This is a genomic window from uncultured Modestobacter sp. (assembly GCF_947486615.1).
Classification (GTDB): Bacteria; Actinomycetota; Actinomycetes; order Mycobacteriales; family Geodermatophilaceae; genus Modestobacter.
In genome coordinates, this window is record NZ_CANKUD010000009.1 from 17,875 (window position 1) to 33,360 (window position 15,486).

Below are 15,486 nucleotides of genomic sequence, written 5' to 3' on the forward strand. Positions count from 1 at the left end.
GGGCGGGACTGTACAAGTTGGTTGCCCACACCACGGGTTCGGGCGCAGACGCGCAGGCGCCCGGCGGGTCGGAACCCACCGGGCGCCTGGGGCGGCGTTCAGCCACCCGGGGACAACGGCCCACCTCCCCGGGTCGCCACGGTTCAGTCGGTGCGGGACTCCGGTCGGCTGACGGGCACCTCGCGCGGGTCGGCCGGCGCGTCGGCCGTGTCGGCGTCCGGGTCCCCCGGCGCCCCGATGTGCCGCCCGGAGCTGTCCGCGCCCGGCTCGCCCGCGCCGTGCTGCTGGCGCCGCTGGGCGTCCTTCTTGTTCTTGCGCAGGCTGGCCCAGGTGGTCACCAGCAGGGTGACCAGGATGACCAGCAGCGACAGCCAGGTCGGGATCTCGGGGATCGCGGTGACGTGCTCGCCGCCGTTGATGAACGGCAGCTCGTTCTCGTGCAGGGCATGGATGACCAGCTTGACGCCGATGAAGCCCAGGATGACGGCCAGGCCGTAGGCGAGGTAAACCAGCTTGTCGAGCAGACCGTCCAGCAGGAAGAACAGCTGCCGCAGGCCCAGCAGCGCGAAGGCGTTGGCCGTGAAGACCAGGTAGGTCTCCTGGGTGAGCCCGAAGATCGCCGGGATCGAGTCGACGGCGAAGAGGATGTCCGCGCTGCCGATGGCGATCAGCGCGATGGCCAGCGGGGTGATGTGCCGCTTGCCGTCCAGCTTCGCGGTCAGCCGGTCGGAGTGGTACTCCCCGGTCGTCGGCACCACCTTGCGGGTGAGCCGCAGGACCGAGTTCTCCTTGAACTCTTCGCTGTCGTCGTGCCCGCCGCTCCGGGCCTGGGCCCAGGCGGTGTAGATCAGGAAGCCGCCGAAGACGTAGAAGATCCAGCTGAAGTTCGCGATGAAGGCCGCGCCGACGAAGATGAAGACGGTGCGCAGCACCAGGGCGAAGGCGATGCCGAACAGCAGCACCTTCTGCTGGAGCTCCCGGGGCACCGCGAAGCTGGCCATGATCAGCACGAAGACGAAGAGGTTGTCGACCGACAGGCTCTTCTCGGTGACCCAGCCGGCGAAGTACTCACCGGCGTAGGTGCCGCCCCAGAACACCAGCACCACCAGGCCGAACAGCACGGCGATGCCGACGTAGACCGCCGACCAGGTGGCGGATTCCTTCAGGGTCGGCGCGTGCGGCGTGCGCACGTGGCCGATGAAGTCGAAGACGAGCATCCCGATGATGGCGGCAACGGTGATGCCCCAGACCCACAGGGGGACGTCCATGCACATTCCTCCGGTGCTGGCAGGTGTCAGTACCGGAGGTCTCTCCCACCGGCCCGAATCACGGGCCGGCCAGCAGCGCCGGGGGTCATCGGACCCCGTGTTGACGACGATGCCGTGCCGGGATACTCCCCTCCACGTCGGGCTCGTCACCACGGACGGCCAACAGCCGCCCCGGTGGGAACCCGAAGACCGCAACGCCCGAGCCGACCGCGGAGTTCCCCGGGGCCGGGAACTCTTCCACCCGTCCCGGGTGCCCGGGGGCCGTCACGTCAGGCGTGCGCGGCGTCGAACTGGCGCAGCTCCCGCTTGAGCTCGTTGAGCTCGTCGCGCAGCCGGGCCGCCACCTCGAACTGCAGCTCGCGGGCAGCCGCCAGCATCTGCTCGTTCATCGTGGTGATCATGTCGGCCAGCTCGTTGCGCGGCAGGCCCTGGACGTCGATCGACCCGGCCTTCGCCCGGCTCTTCGACGACAGCCCCGGCACGGGCGACTTGCCCCGCGACTGCTGCCGCCCCGATCCCCCGAGCAGCTCGGTGGCCCCCTCGGCGTCCTCGCTGGCCTGGTAGATGCCGTCCAGGATGTCCACGATCTTCTTCCGCAACGGCTGCGGGTCGATGCCGTGCTCGGTGTTGTAGGCGATCTGCTTCTCGCGCCGGCGGCCGGTCTCGTCGATCGCCTGGGCCATCGACGGGGTGATCTTGTCGGCGTACATGTGCACCTCGCCGGAGACGTTGCGCGCCGCCCGGCCGATGGTCTGGATCAGTGAGGTGCCCGAGCGCAGGAAGCCCTCCTTGTCCGCGTCGAGGATGGCCACCAGGGAGACCTCGGGCAGGTCGAGCCCCTCGCGCAGCAGGTTGATGCCGACCAGCACGTCGTACTCGCCCTGGCGCAGCTCCCGGAGCAGCTCCACCCGGCGCAGGGTGTCGACCTCGGAGTGCAGGTAGCGCACCTTGATGCCGAGCTCGAGCAGGTAGTCGGTGAGGTCCTCGGACATCTTCTTGGTCAGCGTGGTGACCAGGACCCGCTCGTCCTTCTCGGTGCGCAGCCGGATCTCGTGCACCAGGTCGTCGATCTGGCCCTTGGTCGGCTTCACCACGACCTGCGGGTCGACCAGCCCGGTCGGGCGGATGACCTGCTCGACGACGTCACCCTGGACCTTGCCGAGCTCGTAGTTCCCCGGCGTCGCCGAGAGGTAGACGCTCTGGTGGATGCGGTCGGTGAACTCCTCCCACTTCAGCGGGCGGTTGTCCATCGCCGAGGGCAACCGGAAGCCGTGCTCCACCAGGGTGCGCTTGCGGCTCATGTCGCCCTCGTACATGCCGCCGATCTGCGGCACCGTCACGTGCGACTCGTCGATGACCAGCAGGAAGTCGTCGGGGAAGTAGTCGATGAGACAGGCGCCGGCACTGCCGGGTGCCCGGCCGTCGATGTGCCGGGAGTAGTTCTCGATCCCGGAGCAGAAACCGACCTGCCGCATCATCTCGATGTCGTAGGTGGTGCGCATGCGCAGCCGCTGGGACTCCAGCAGCTTGCCCTGCTTGTCCAGCTCGGCCAGCCGCTGCTCCAGCTCGGCCTCGATGCCGCCGATCGCCCGCTCCATCCGCTCGGGGCCGGCGACGTAGTGGGTGGCCGGGAAGACGAACAGCTCGTCGACCTCGCGGACCACCTCACCGGTCAGCGGGTGCAGGTAGTACAGCCGCTCGATCTCGTCGCCGAACATCTCGATCCGGCAGGCGAGCTCCTCGTAGACCGGGAAGACCTCGATGGTGTCGCCGCGCACCCGGAACGTGCCGCGGGTGAAGGAGAGGTCGTTGCGGGTGTACTGCTCGGTGACCAGGGTGCGGAGCAGCTCCTCCTGGGAGCGCTGCTCCCCCACCTTGACCTTGAGGGCGCGCTCGACGTACTCCTGCGGCGTGCCCAGCCCGTAGATGCAGGACACCGTCGAGACCACGATCACGTCGCGTCGGGTGAGCAGGCTGTTCGTCGCGGAGTGCCGCAGCCGCTCGACCTCCTCGTTGATCGAGGAGTCCTTCTCGATGTAGGTGTCGGTCTGCGGGACGTAGGCCTCGGGCTGGTAGTAGTCGTAGTAGGAGACGAAGTACTCGACCGCGGCGTCGGGCATCAGCTCGCGGAACTCGTTGGCCAGCTGGGCGGCGAGGGTCTTGTTCGGCGCCATGACCAGGGTCGGTCGCTGCACCTGCTCGATCAGCCAGGCCGTCGTCGCCGACTTGCCGGTGCCGGTGGCGCCCAGCAGGACGGTGTCCTGGTCGCCGGCGTTCACCCGCTCGGCGAGGGCCTTGATGGCGGCGGGCTGGTCACCGGAGGGCTCGAACTCGCTGACGACACGGAACCGCCCCTGGCTGGGCCGGATGTCGGTGGAGGTGGGCACGGGGACGACGGTACGACGGGGGTGCGACAGGACGGGCCGTCCGCCGTCCCGCTGCTGGTCCGTGGCTCACCCACGCACTCCTGCCCACTCCTGGGACAGGTGGTGCAGCCGGCGCGTCGGACACGGCCGGGGGCCTTGCCGTCGACCACCGCGACCCCCTAGCGTCGGCGCCCGCAGGAGCGAGCAGCACCGGTCACCACCAGCGCCACCCGGCCCCCGGGCGAGGTCGGTGGTGACCGGGCTGCCCGCCCTCCCCTGCCTCTCCGGCGGGCGCCGCCAGGGCCCCGCGGACGCACCCGGTGACCGGCCCCGCCGCACGGGCCCGCCGCTCCCCGCGGACCGGAGCCGCCCATCGCCCGCCGTCCGTACGACGCCACCGGCGGCGTCCGGGGAGGTCAGGACGCTGCGCCCGGGCCGCGGGCTTGGCAGACTCCTCCCGGACACCCCGCCGTCCCCGCGCACGTGTCCTGCCTCTCGGCAGGTGTGCGGTGGCCGCGACGCGGGCATCCACCGTCGAACCCCCCGGTTCAGCCGTTACGACCCGCGCCCTGCGCCCCGAGCCCAGGGGCGATCAGCTTCAGGAGGACGACCCCTTCATGACCACCCAGGTGTGGCCCGGTTCCGCCTATCCGCTCGGAGCTACCTACGACGGCACCGGCACCAACTTCGCCATCTACAGCGAGGTGGCCGAGAAGATCGAGCTGTGCCTGTTCGACGAGGCCGGCAACGAGGAGCGCATCCGGCTCCCCGAGATGGACGCCTACGTGTGGCACGCCTTCCTGCCCGGCATCCAGGCCGGGCAGCGCTACGGCTTCCGGGTGTACGGCCCGCACGACCCCGCGCAGGGGCACCGCTGCAACCCGAACAAGCTGCTGCTGGACCCCTACGCCAAGGCGATCGACGGCCAGATCGACTGGGACGAGTCGGTGTTCGGCTACCACTTCGAGACCGGCGACAAGAACGACGACGACTCGGCTGCGCACATGCCGAAGTCGGTCGTGGTCAGCCCGTTCTTCGACTGGGGCATGGACCGCCCGCCGCGCACCCCGTACAACAAGACGGTCATCTACGAGGCGCACGTCAAGGGCCTGACGATGACCCACCCGCGCATCCCCGAGGAGCTGCGCGGCACCTACGCCGGCGTCGCCCACCCGGCCGTCATCGAGCACCTGACCGACCTCGGCATCACCGCGATCGAGCTCATGCCGGTGCACCAGTTCGTGCAGGACGACACCCTGCAGCAGAAGGGCCTGCGCAACTACTGGGGCTACAACACGATCGGCTTCTTCGCCCCGCACAACGAGTACGCCCAGGCCACCGACGGCCAGCAGGTGCAGGAGTTCAAGGGCATGGTCCGGGCCCTGCACGAGGCGGGCATCGAGGTCATCCTCGACGTGGTCTACAACCACACCGCCGAGGGCAACCACATGGGCCCGACGCTGTCGTTCAAGGGCATCGACAACTCGGCGTACTACCGGCTCGTCGAGGACGACAAGCAGTACTACATGGACACCACGGGCACCGGGAACTCGCTCAACGTCCGCACCCCGCAGTCGCTGCAGCTGATCATGGACTCGCTGCGGTACTGGGTCACCGAGATGCACGTCGACGGCTTCCGCTTCGACCTGGCGTCGACCCTGGCCCGTCAGTTCCACGAGGTCGACCGGCTGTCGGCCTTCTTCGACCTGGTGCACCAGGACCCGATCGTCAGCCAGGTGAAGCTGATCGCCGAGCCCTGGGACATCGGCGACGGCGGCTACCAGGTCGGCAACTTCCCGGCGCTGTGGACCGAGTGGAACGGCAAGTACCGCGACACCGTCCGCGACTTCTGGCGCGGCGAGGACGCGTCGATCGGTGAGTTCGCCAGCCGGATCACCGGCTCGGCCGACCTGTACCAGCACTCCGGCCGGCGCCCGGTGGCCAGCATCAACTTCGTCACCGCGCACGACGGGTTCACGATCAACGACCTGGTCTCGTACAACGAGAAGCACAACGAGGCCAACGGCGAGGGCAACAACGACGGCGAGAGCCACAACCGCAGCTGGAACTGCGGCGTCGAGGGCGAGACCGACGACCCGGAGATCCTCGCGTTGCGGGCGCAGCAGCGGCGCAACTTCATCGCCACGCTGATGCTCTCCCAGGGCGTGCCGATGCTGCTGCACGGCGACGAGCTGGGCCGCACCCAGCGCGGCAACAACAACGGCTACTGCCAGGACTCCGAGCTCACCTGGATCGACTGGGAGGACGTCGACGAGGGCCTGCTGGAGTTCACCAAGCTGGTCACCAAGCTGCGCACCGACCACCCGACGTTCCGCCGCCGGCGGTTCTTCCACGGCCGTCCGGTGCGCCGCGCCGAGGGCGACCCGGTGCAGGACATCGCCTGGCTCACCGCCGCCGGCGAGCTGATGGACGACGACGACTGGGACGCCGGTGCCAAGGCGTTGGCCGTGTACCTGAACGGGCACGGCATCCGGGAGACCGACGAGCGCGGTGAGGACGTGGTGGACGACTGCTTCTACCTGGCGTTCAACGCCCACCACGAGCCGATCGACTTCGTCCTGCCGCCGAGTGAGTACGCCGAGGGCTGGACCGTCGTCGTGGACACCGCGGAGCTGGACGAGGTGGAGCCGGTCGTGGTCAAGGCCGGCGACACGCTGACCATCGCGCCCCGCGCGACCGTCGTCCTGCAGGCCGCCCCGTGACCTCGGGCACCGACCCGAACCGGCGCCGGGAGGTGCCGGCCAGCACCTACCGGCTGCAGGTGACCGCCGACTTCACCCTGGATGACGCCGCGGGCGTGGCCGGCTACCTGGCCGACCTCGGCGTCACCCACGCGTACTCCTCGCCGCTGCTGCGCTCGGCGGCCGGGAGCACGCACGGGTACGACACCGTCGACCACGCGCACATCGACGAGCCGCGCGGTGGCCGGGCCGGCTTCGACCGGCTGGTCGCCGCACTGCACGAGCACGGTCTCGGCCTGGTGCTGGACCTGGTGCCCAACCACATGGGCGTCAGCGACCCGCACGAGTCCGGCTGGTGGTGGGACCTGCTGCAGCACGGGCGCGGCTCGGCGCACGCCGACGCCTTCGACGTGGACTGGGACTTCGGCGGCGGCCGGATCCGCATCCCGGTGCTCGGCAGCGCCGAGGACGTGTCGGAGCTGCAGGTCGTCGACGGCGAGCTCCGCTACTACGACAACCGGTTCCCGATCGCCCCGGGCACGATGGAGTCCGGGGAAGGCGTGGCGCCTACGCCGCAGGAGGTGCACGACCGGCAGCACTACGAGCTGGTCGACTGGCGCCGCGCCGACGACCAGCTCAACTACCGGCGCTTCTTCGCGATCAACACCCTCGCCGGACTGCGGGTGGAGGACCCGGAGGTCTTCCGGGCCACCCACGCGCTGATCGTGGAGCTGGTCGGGAACGGCTCGGTCGACGCCCTGCGGATCGACCACCCGGACGGCCTCGCCGACCCCAAGGGCTACCTGGACGCCCTCGCCGACGCCACCGGGAACCGGTGGACCGTGGTGGAGAAGATCCTGGAGCCCGGTGAGGAGCTGCCGGAGTCCTGGAAGACCGCCGGGACGACGGGCTACGACGCGCTGTCCGAGGTCGACGAGGTGCTGATCGACCCGGCCGGCGAGGCCGCGGTCACCGCGCTGGACACCGAGCTGGCCGGGGGGCCGGTGGACTACGCGCAGCTGGTGCGGAGGTGCAAGCGCGAGGTCACCGACGGCATGCTCGGCTCGGAGGTGGCCCGGCTGCAGCGGATCGTCGGCGACCTGCCGGGCGTCCCGGCGGAGCAGGTGACCGAGGGCCTGGCCGAGCTGCTGGCGTCCTTCCCGGTCTACCGCAGCTACCTGCCCGACGGCCGCGAGCACCTGGACGAGACGGTGGCGGCGGTCAAGCAGCGCCGTCCCGATCTGGCCGACGCCGTCGACGGGCTGCACCCGCTGCTCGGCTCGGCCGGCACCGAGCTGGCCACCCGCTTCGAGCAGACGTCGGGCCCGGTGATGGCCAAGGGCGTGGAGGACAGCGCCTACTACCGGTGGGCGCGGTTCGTCGCGCTGAACGAGGTCGGTGGTGACCCGGCGCGGTTCGGCACGACGGTCGCCGAGTTCCACGAGGCGCAGCAGCGGCGGGCCGAGCGCCGGCCGGCGTCGATGACCACGCTGTCCACGCACGACACCAAGCGCAGCGAGGACGTCCGGGCGCGGCTGGCCGTGCTCGCCGAGGTGCCCAGCGAGTGGGCCGGCCTCGTGCGCGGCTGGCTCGGCCGGCACCCGCTTGCCGACCGGCAGCTGGCCCACCTGGTGTGGCAGAACCTGGTCGGCGCATGGCCGCTGTCCCGGGAGCGGGCGCACGCCTACGTGGAGAAGGCCGCCCGGGAGGCCGGCACCTCGACCACCTGGACCAACCCGGTGCAGGAGTTCGAGGACCAGCTGCACGCACTGGTCGACGCGGCCTTCGACGACACGACCACGCATGCCGAGATCGAGGCGTTCGTGCAGCGGATCGCGCCGTTCGGGTACCGCAACTCGCTGAGCCAGAAGCTGCTGCAGCTGACCATCGCCGGCGTCCCGGACGTCTACCAGGGCACCGAGCTCTGGGACTTCTCGCTGGTCGACCCGGACAACCGCCGTCCGGTCGACTACGACCTGCGGCGCAGCCTGCTGGCGAAGCTCGACGAGGGGTGGGTGCCGCCGGTCGACGAGACCGGTGCGGCCAAGCTGCTCGTGGTCTCCCGGACCCTGCGGCACCGCCGGGACTCCCCGGAGGCCTACGCCGGCTACACGCCGGTCGAGGCCACCGGGCCGGCCGCCGACTCGGTGATCGCCTTCGACCGCGGCGGGGTGGTGACCGTGGCGACCCGCCGGCCGGTGCACCTGGCCGAGACCGGCTGGGGCGACACCACCGTCGGCTCGCGCACCGGGGCCTGGCGGGACCTGCTCACCGGCACCCGGGTGGTCTCGGACCGCGCCGGGGTCCGGCTGGCCGACCTGTTCACCCAGCTGCCGGTCGCCCTGCTGGTCCGCGACTGAGGAAGGTGGAAGGACCCCGTCCTCCCCACCCTTCGCACGCTCAGGGCGGGCCCCTGGACGGGGCCGGAGCCCCACCACTCGCGAGCTCGCGGCGGGGCCCTGCAGCGGGGCCGAACCACACGGGACGGCGGTCGGGCCTGCGGGCCCGGCCGCCGTTTCGGCGTCCAGGGGTGGTCACGGTGAGTGGGTGGCGGCCCACGCGCAGCGGCGGAGGCGTCGGCCTGTCGCGACCGCTCCTGGGCGGATGCCCACGCGGCACGGGAGAGCACGAGCGGAACCGGACGGTCTCGCACAACATGGGTCGCGTGCCCGGGCCGGAATGGCCGGGCACGAGGCGCCGGACCGCCCAACCCCGTCCGCCGGTCGCCTGACTCCGAGCACTCCAGGACGGGGGCGGGGGAACCACTCTCCACCGACGCGTCCGCGCGTCTCGGGGTGAAGCCGTGCCGTGCGCGCTGCACGACCGGCCGGGCATCGATCAGCCCGAACCCGACAGCTCACCTCGCAGGCGGTGATCGGAGGATCACTTGTCCCACACGAACACGTCCCGTACCCGTCGCCTGACCCGGGGCGGCGCCGTCCTGGCCGGCGCGACCGCGATCGGGATCGGCGTCCTCGCCGCTCCCGCCTCGGCCGCCGGCGAGCACGACTGGAGCGGCGTCGCCGACTGCGAGTCCAGCGGCAACTGGCAGATCAACACCGGCAACGGCTACTACGGCGGGCTGCAGTTCTACCAGCCCACCTGGGAGGGCTACGGCGGCCTGCAGTTCGCCCCGCGCGCGGACCTCGCGACCCCCGCCCAGCAGATCGCCGTCGCCGAGCGGGTGCTCGACGGCCAGGGCATCGGCGCCTGGCCGGTCTGCGGCCAGTACCTGACCGGTGGCACCACGGCGGTCGCCGATCCGGCACCCGCGCCCGCCCCGGCCCCGGCGCCCTCCGCGGGCAGCTACACGGTGCAGCCGGGCGACACCCTGGGCAGCATCGCCTCCGCGCAGGGCGTCGCCGGTGGCTGGCGGGCGCTGTACGCCGCCAACCAGGGCGTCCTCAGCAACCCGAACCTGATCTACGTCGGGCAGCAGCTGGCGCTCTGAGCAGTCCCCTGCCCTCCCCACCGTGTGCGGCGGGGAGGGCAGGGCCCCACGTCAGAACCTGATCGCGTCGATGACCTTCACCCGGACAGCGATCAGCGCCGGCACCAGCCCGGCCAGCGCCCCGACGGCCGTCGCCGCGAGCAGCCCCTCCACCGCGGCCGACACCGGGAAGCCGGGGGCGTCGACCAGCGGGACGCCCCCGGCCAGCCACTGCTCCAGCGGCAGGTTGCGCACGATCGCCACCGACAGGGCGACCGCGGCCAGCCCGGCCAGGGCGGTCGCCACCACGCTCTCCAGGACGACCGCGGAGAAGACCCGCGCCGACGTCGCCCCGAAGCTGCGCCGCACGCCGATCTCCCGGATCCGCTGCCGCACGGTGACCAGCCCGATGTTCAGCACACCCAGCCCGCCCAGGAACAGCACCACGAGCCCGGCGGCCCGCACCGCGAGCCGGAGCTTGGCGATGGTGTCCTCCAGGTTCTCCGGGTCCTGCCGGTTGGCCTGCACCTCCGCACCGGGCAGCAGCCGGCCCAGGTCGGTCTGCACCGCGGCCACCACCGCGTCGGCCTGGTCGGAGGGCACCCACAGCTCCAGGCTCGGCGGCGACCAGAAGCCGGCCCCGCCGGCCGTGGCCACGGCGTCCCCGGCCGAGGAGTCGATCCGGTAGGTGCTCGGGTAACCGTCGTTCCAGGCGACCACCCCGACGATCGTGGCGAGCACCGGCTGCGGGCCGCCGATCACCACGGTCGGCCGGGTGCTGAGGTCTGTGACGCCCAGCAGCCCGAGGAAGTCACGGTTCACCACCAGCGCCGGCGACAGGCTCTGCCGGTCACCGGTGCGGAACCAGCGGCCCTCCACCGGCTGGATCCGGTGCAGCGGGCCGTAGGACGGCGACACCCGCCGGGTCTCCACCGCCTGGGTGCCGCCGGGGAAGCGGTAGAGCCCGTTCTCGTAGGCGAGGGTGGCCACCGCCTGCTCCGGCAGCCCGTACCGGCTGACCAGGGCGGCCACCCCGGCGTCCCACTCGTCCCGCGGCACGCTGCCGGTCATCGGGTCGTAGGCCGAGACGCCGATGGTCGCCGTCCGCCCGCCGCTGGCCTCGGCCTGTTCCTGCTGCACCTGGGCGGCGATCTGGCCCAGCGCCGTCACGGTGGTCATCGCCAGCACGGCCAGGAAGACCCCGACCAGCGACAGCAGCACGCGTGCCTTGTGCACCCGGACCTCGCCCCAGGCCTCGCTGAGGGTGCCCAACAGCCCGGTCACGCGTCGCTCCGGTCGCTCGTCGCCGCGGCGAGGGCGTCCCCGGCGGCGACCGGGGTGAGCCGGCCGTGGTCGAGCCGGTAGCGGCGACCGGCCAGCGCGGCCACCGACAGGTCGTGGGTGATCGTCACCAGCGCGGCCCCGTTCTCCGCGGTCACCTCGGCCAGCAGCGCCATCACCGCGGCCCCGGTCTCCACGTCGAGGGCGCCGGTCGGCTCGTCGGCGAGCACCACGCGGGGGCCGCGGACCAGGGCGCGGGCGATCGCCACCCGCTGCTGTTCGCCGCCGGAGAGCTTCTCCGGCACCGACAGCGCGCGGGGCCCCAGCCCCACCCGGTCCAGCATCGCCCGCGCGGCCCGGGTGCGGGTCAGGAACTCCCGGCCGCGGGCGTAGAGCAGCGGTGCGGCGACGTTCTCCTCCGCGGTGCGCCGGGGCAGCAGGTTGAACTGCTGGAAGACGAAGCCGAACGTCTCTCCCCGCAGCCGGGACCGTCGCCGTCCGCCGAGGGAGTCGGTCGGCTGCCCGTCGAGGAGGTAGCTGCCGGCGGTGGGGCTGTCCAGCAGGCCCAGCACGTTGAGCAGGGTGGACTTGCCGGAGCCGGAGCGGCCGACGATCGAGACGTGCTCGCCGGGCGCGATGCTGAGGTCCACCCCGGCCAGCACCGGCAGGAGGCTGCCGTCCGGGAGGCGCACGTCGCGGCCGATGCCGGAGAGCTCGAGCAGGCTCACCCGTACGGCCCGCCCATGCCGTAGGGGTCGGCGGCCGCGTCGTCGGGCACCGGCACGAACTCCAGCACGTGCTCGCCCTCGGTGAGGCCGCCGGTGATCTCCACCTGCTGGCCGTCGGTGAGGCCCAGGGTGACCGGCCGTTCCTCGGGCGTGCCGTCGGCACCGGGCACCCACACCGTGCCGTTCTGCACCGAGCCCTGCACCGCGGTCACCGGCACCACGAGCGCGTCGGCGATCTCGCCGGCCTGGATGGCCACCGTCGCCGCCATCCCGGAGAAGACGGTCACCCCGGCCGGGACGGCGCACCGGGCGGTGGTGGTCGCGGTGATCGGCATGCCGGTCATCGGGTCGACCCCGGCGGTGGCCTGGTCGTCCTCGCCCTGCGGGGCGCCCAGCGTGAGCCCGGTGCAGGTGAACGGCGCGGGCCCGCCGGTGACGGTGACCTCGGCGGTGCCGGGCGGGCTGAGCAGCCGGAACTGGTCGGCCTGGCTGAGCGAGGCGGTCACCGAGAGGGTGCCCGGGGAGATCGTGCCGACGGCATCGCCGACCGCCACCACCTGGTCCTTGAGCACGTCGAGGGTGGCCAGCCGGCCGGCGGCGGTCGCGGTGACGGTCACGACGGTGACCAGCGGGTCGCGCGGGGTCGACGTCGGGTTCCCCTCGGCGTCGGTGCCCTCGATCGGGTCGCGCTCCTCCTCGTACCGGACGTCCAGCAGCTTGTCACCGACCGCGACCGTGGCCCCGGGCTCGACGCGCAGCCGGCTCACCGTGCCGGCGGCGGTGGCCTTGACCGGGACGGCCGGGTCGGCGGCGATGGCGCCGTCCACGGTGACGGTGTTGGTCACCGTGCCGCGGCCGACCGGGATCGACGAGGAGCCGAGGTCGACGCCGGGCGCACCGGTGGCCCCGGTCGGCTCGGTGCCGCCGCTGCCGCGGAAGGCCAGGACGACGAGCGCGACGGCGATCACCGCCCAGATCAGGATTCTCAGCACGGGCAGGACCCAGGTCCGGACCACCGTCATGTCGGCTCTCTTCGTCGCGCGGAACGGAAGCGTCAGGAAGGTAGCGGCGCGGAGGCCCCGTTGTGGTCATCCCGGCGACGGAAACGCCGTCCCTACCTGGTCATCCCCCGGGTGGACGCCGCCCGTGCCCGCGGTCACGGTTGAGCGCCGGGCACCCGGGCATGATCGTCCTGCCCCGTCCCCCCGCTCGCGCCCTGGAGGCCCCCGCATGTCCGAGCCCGTCGAGTTCGCCGTCTGGGCGCCGCTGCCCGAGCGGGTCCGCCTGCAGGTCGGCGGCGAGGTGCAGGACATGCAGCGGGACGACGCCGGCTGGTGGCGCGCCGCGGTCGCCGCCGATCCCGAGGCCGACTACGGCTACCTGCTCGACGACAACGCGACCCCGCGACCGGACCCGCGCTCGCGCCGGCAGCCCGAGGGCGTGCACGGGCTCTCCCGCCGGTTCGACCCGTCCGGGTACCGCTGGGGCGACGGTGCCTGGACCGGGCGCCCGCTCGCCGGCGGGGTGGTCTACGAGCTGCACATCGGCACCTTCAGCCGCGAGGGCACCCTGGACGCGGCGATCCGGAACCTGGACCACCTGGTCGACCTGGGCGTCGACTTCGTCGAGCTGCTGCCGGTCAACGCCTTCAACGGCACGCACAACTGGGGCTACGACGGCGTCGCCTGGTTCGCGGTGCAGGAGACCTACGGCGGCCCGGCCGCCTACCAGCGGTTCGTCGACGCCTGCCACCAGCGCGGCCTCGGGGTGATCCAGGACGTCGTCTACAACCACCTGGGCCCGTCGGGGAACTACCTGCCCGAGTTCTTCCCGATCTTCGCCGAGGGCGGGGCGAACACCTGGGGCAACTCGATCAACCTGTCCGGCCCGGACTCCGACGAGGTGCGCCGCTACGTCATCGACAACGCGCTGATGTGGCTGCGGGACATGCACGTCGACGGGCTGCGACTGGACGCCGTCCACGCCCTGGTCGACGAGCGGGCCACCCACGTGCTGGAGGAGATGGCCGCCGAGGTGGCCAAGCTGTCGGTCACCGAGGGCCGCCCGCTGACGCTGATCGCGGAGAGCGACCTCAACGACCCGCGGATGGTGACCCCGCGGGTGGCCGGTGGCACCGGGCTGGACGCGCAGTGGAGCGACGACTTCCACCACTCGCTGCACACCCAGCTGACCGGCGAGGGCCAGGGCTACTACGCCGACTTCGCCGCCGCCGGGCTCGGCGGGCTGGCCAAGGTGCTCACCGGCGCCTACTTCCACGCCGGTGACTGGTCGAGCTTCCGCCGTCGGCACCACGGCCGCCCGGTCGACACCGCCGCCCTGCCGGGGTGGAAGTTCCTCGGCTACCTGCAGGACCACGACCAGATCGGCAACCGGGCGGTCGGCGACCGGATCTCCGCCTCCCTCTCCCCCGGCCTGCTCGGCGTCGGCGCCACGCTGGTGCTCACCGCCCCCTTCACCCCGATGCTGTTCATGGGCGAGGAGTGGGGCGCCTCGACCCCGTGGCAGTTCTTCACCAGCCACCCCGAGCCGGAGCTGGGCCGGGCCACCGCGGAGGGCCGGATCGGGGAGTTCGCCGCGCACGGCTGGGACGCCGCGGTGGTGCCCGACCCGCAGGACCCGGAGACCTTCAACCGCTCCAAGCTGGACTGGTCGGAGGTGTCGCAGGAGCCGCATGCGCACGTGCTCGCCGTGCACAAGGCGTTGCTGGCGCTGCGCCGCCGGCACCCGGAGCTGGTCGACCCCGACCTGTCCGCCGTCCAGGTGCACTGGGACGACGCCGACCGGTGGCTGGTCGTGCACCGCGGCTCGCTGCGGGTCGTCGCGAACCTGTCCGACCAGCCGCGGGAGATCGACCTGGACGCGCCTGCCACCCACGTGCTGTTCGCCAGCGGCGAGCTGCCCGAGCTGGACGGCACGCAGGTGACGGTGCCGGCGGAGAGCGCCGTCGTGCTGGCCACGCACTGAGCGTGCTACCCCTCCCCCGGGACCCCGCCGGCCTGGCCGATGCCTACCGCGTCGCGCCGGGCCGGCACCTGCGGGTCAACTTCATCGCCTCGCTGGACGGCGCGATCAGCGTCGAGGGCCGCAGTGGTGGGCTGGGTTCCGACGGCGACCGTCGGGTGTTCCGGACCCTGCGCGCGCTGGCCGACGTCGTGCTGGTCGGCGCCGGGACGGCGGCCGCCGAGGGCTACCGCCCGGTGGTGGCCGACTCGGCGGTGGGCCGGCTGCGCGGCGAGCTCGGCCGGCCGGGAACGATGCCGGTCGCGGTGGTCTCCCGGCGGGCGTCGCTGGAACCCGGCGACCAGCTGGTCACCGACGCGGTGACCCCGACCCTGCTGGTGACCTGCGCGGCCGCCGACCCCGGACGGCGTGCGGCGCTGGCGGCCGCCGGGGTGCAGGTGCTGGTGTGCGGGGACGACGACGTCGACCTGGCCGCCGCGCTGGCCGCCCTCGCCGACCGCGGTCTCGACCAGGTGCTCTGCGAGGGCGGCCCGGCGCTGTTCTCCGCGGCGCTGGCGGCGGGGGTGGTCGACGAGCTCGACCTCTCGATCGCGCCGCAGCTGGTCGGCGGCGGCCCGGGCCTGCTGCCCGCCGCCCTGCCCTCGCTGCGGCAGGCCGAGCTGCGGCAGGTGCTGGCCGAGGACGGTGTGCTGTTCACCCGGTACGACCTCCGCGCGGGCGGGTAGCCCG

10 protein-coding genes and 1 riboswitch are annotated in these 15,486 nt (G+C 72.6%); of the genes, 5 read left to right on the forward strand and 5 right to left on the reverse strand.

Going from position 1 to position 15,486, the window contains the following annotated elements; genetic code table 11:
• Positions 1 to 143: 143 nt before the first annotated feature.
• Both Q1A09_RS16195 and uvrB read right to left on the reverse strand, forming a co-directional pair.
• Positions 144 to 1,268 carry a TerC family protein gene (locus Q1A09_RS16195; protein WP_299956997.1) on the reverse strand — a complete coding sequence of 375 codons (1,125 nt, stop codon included), beginning with the start codon at positions 1,266 to 1,268 and terminating at the stop codon, positions 144 to 146.
• Positions 1,269 to 1,537: 269 nt separating this feature from the next.
• Entirely contained in the window at positions 1,538 to 3,655 is a 2,118-nt protein-coding gene (gene uvrB, locus Q1A09_RS16200; RefSeq protein WP_299957001.1) for an excinuclease ABC subunit UvrB, read from the reverse strand.
• Positions 3,656 to 4,251: 596 nt separating this feature from the next.
• Here uvrB and glgX point away from each other — a divergent pair.
• The 3 genes from glgX to Q1A09_RS16215 all read left to right on the forward strand — a co-directional run bounded on the left by glgX (position 4,252) and on the right by Q1A09_RS16215 (position 9,787).
• Positions 4,252 to 6,357, forward strand: a complete 2,106-nt coding sequence (glgX, locus tag Q1A09_RS16205; protein ID WP_299957004.1) for a glycogen debranching protein GlgX — start codon at positions 4,252 to 4,254, stop codon at positions 6,355 to 6,357.
• Complete coding sequence (treY, locus tag Q1A09_RS16210) at positions 6,354 to 8,696, forward strand: malto-oligosyltrehalose synthase (protein ID WP_299957007.1); 2,343 nt, start codon at positions 6,354 to 6,356, stop codon at positions 8,694 to 8,696. The genes glgX and treY overlap by 4 nt, the downstream gene beginning before the upstream one ends.
• 354 nt (positions 8,697 to 9,050) lie before the next feature.
• A riboswitch (cyclic di-AMP (ydaO/yuaA leader) is annotated at positions 9,051 to 9,222 on the forward strand.
• A gap of 1 nt (position 9,223) precedes the next feature.
• Complete coding sequence (locus Q1A09_RS16215; protein WP_299957009.1) at positions 9,224 to 9,787, forward strand: transglycosylase family protein; 564 nt, start codon at positions 9,224 to 9,226, stop codon at positions 9,785 to 9,787.
• A gap of 51 nt (positions 9,788 to 9,838) precedes the next feature.
• Here Q1A09_RS16215 and Q1A09_RS16220 read toward each other — a convergent pair whose 3' ends face one another.
• The 3 genes from Q1A09_RS16220 to Q1A09_RS16230 are packed head-to-tail and all read right to left on the reverse strand — an operon-like array spanning position 9,839 to position 12,767.
• Positions 9,839 to 11,050 carry an ABC transporter permease gene (locus Q1A09_RS16220; protein WP_299957012.1) on the reverse strand — a complete coding sequence of 404 codons (1,212 nt, stop codon included), beginning with the start codon at positions 11,048 to 11,050 and terminating at the stop codon, positions 9,839 to 9,841.
• Complete coding sequence (locus Q1A09_RS16225; RefSeq protein ID WP_299957015.1) at positions 11,047 to 11,775, reverse strand: ABC transporter ATP-binding protein; 729 nt, start codon at positions 11,773 to 11,775, stop codon at positions 11,047 to 11,049. Before Q1A09_RS16225 ends, Q1A09_RS16220 begins: the two co-directional genes overlap by 4 nt.
• The gene (locus tag Q1A09_RS16230) at positions 11,772 to 12,767 is read right to left on the reverse strand and encodes an efflux RND transporter periplasmic adaptor subunit (protein ID WP_299957018.1); all 996 of its coding nucleotides are present in this window, start codon (positions 12,765 to 12,767) and stop codon (positions 11,772 to 11,774) included. Before Q1A09_RS16230 ends, Q1A09_RS16225 begins: the two co-directional genes overlap by 4 nt.
• A gap of 238 nt (positions 12,768 to 13,005) precedes the next feature.
• On the opposite strand from Q1A09_RS16230, the gene treZ reads away from it, so the two are divergent.
• Both treZ and Q1A09_RS16240 read left to right on the forward strand, forming a co-directional pair.
• The gene (gene treZ, locus Q1A09_RS16235; RefSeq protein WP_299957022.1) at positions 13,006 to 14,760 is read left to right on the forward strand and encodes a malto-oligosyltrehalose trehalohydrolase; all 1,755 of its coding nucleotides are present in this window, start codon (positions 13,006 to 13,008) and stop codon (positions 14,758 to 14,760) included.
• Between the two features lie 2 nt (positions 14,761 to 14,762).
• Positions 14,763 to 15,482 (forward strand): dihydrofolate reductase family protein, encoded by a 720-nt coding sequence (locus Q1A09_RS16240; RefSeq protein WP_299957024.1) that lies wholly within the window; start codon positions 14,763 to 14,765, stop codon positions 15,480 to 15,482.
• The last annotated feature ends 4 nt before the right edge of the window (positions 15,483 to 15,486 follow it).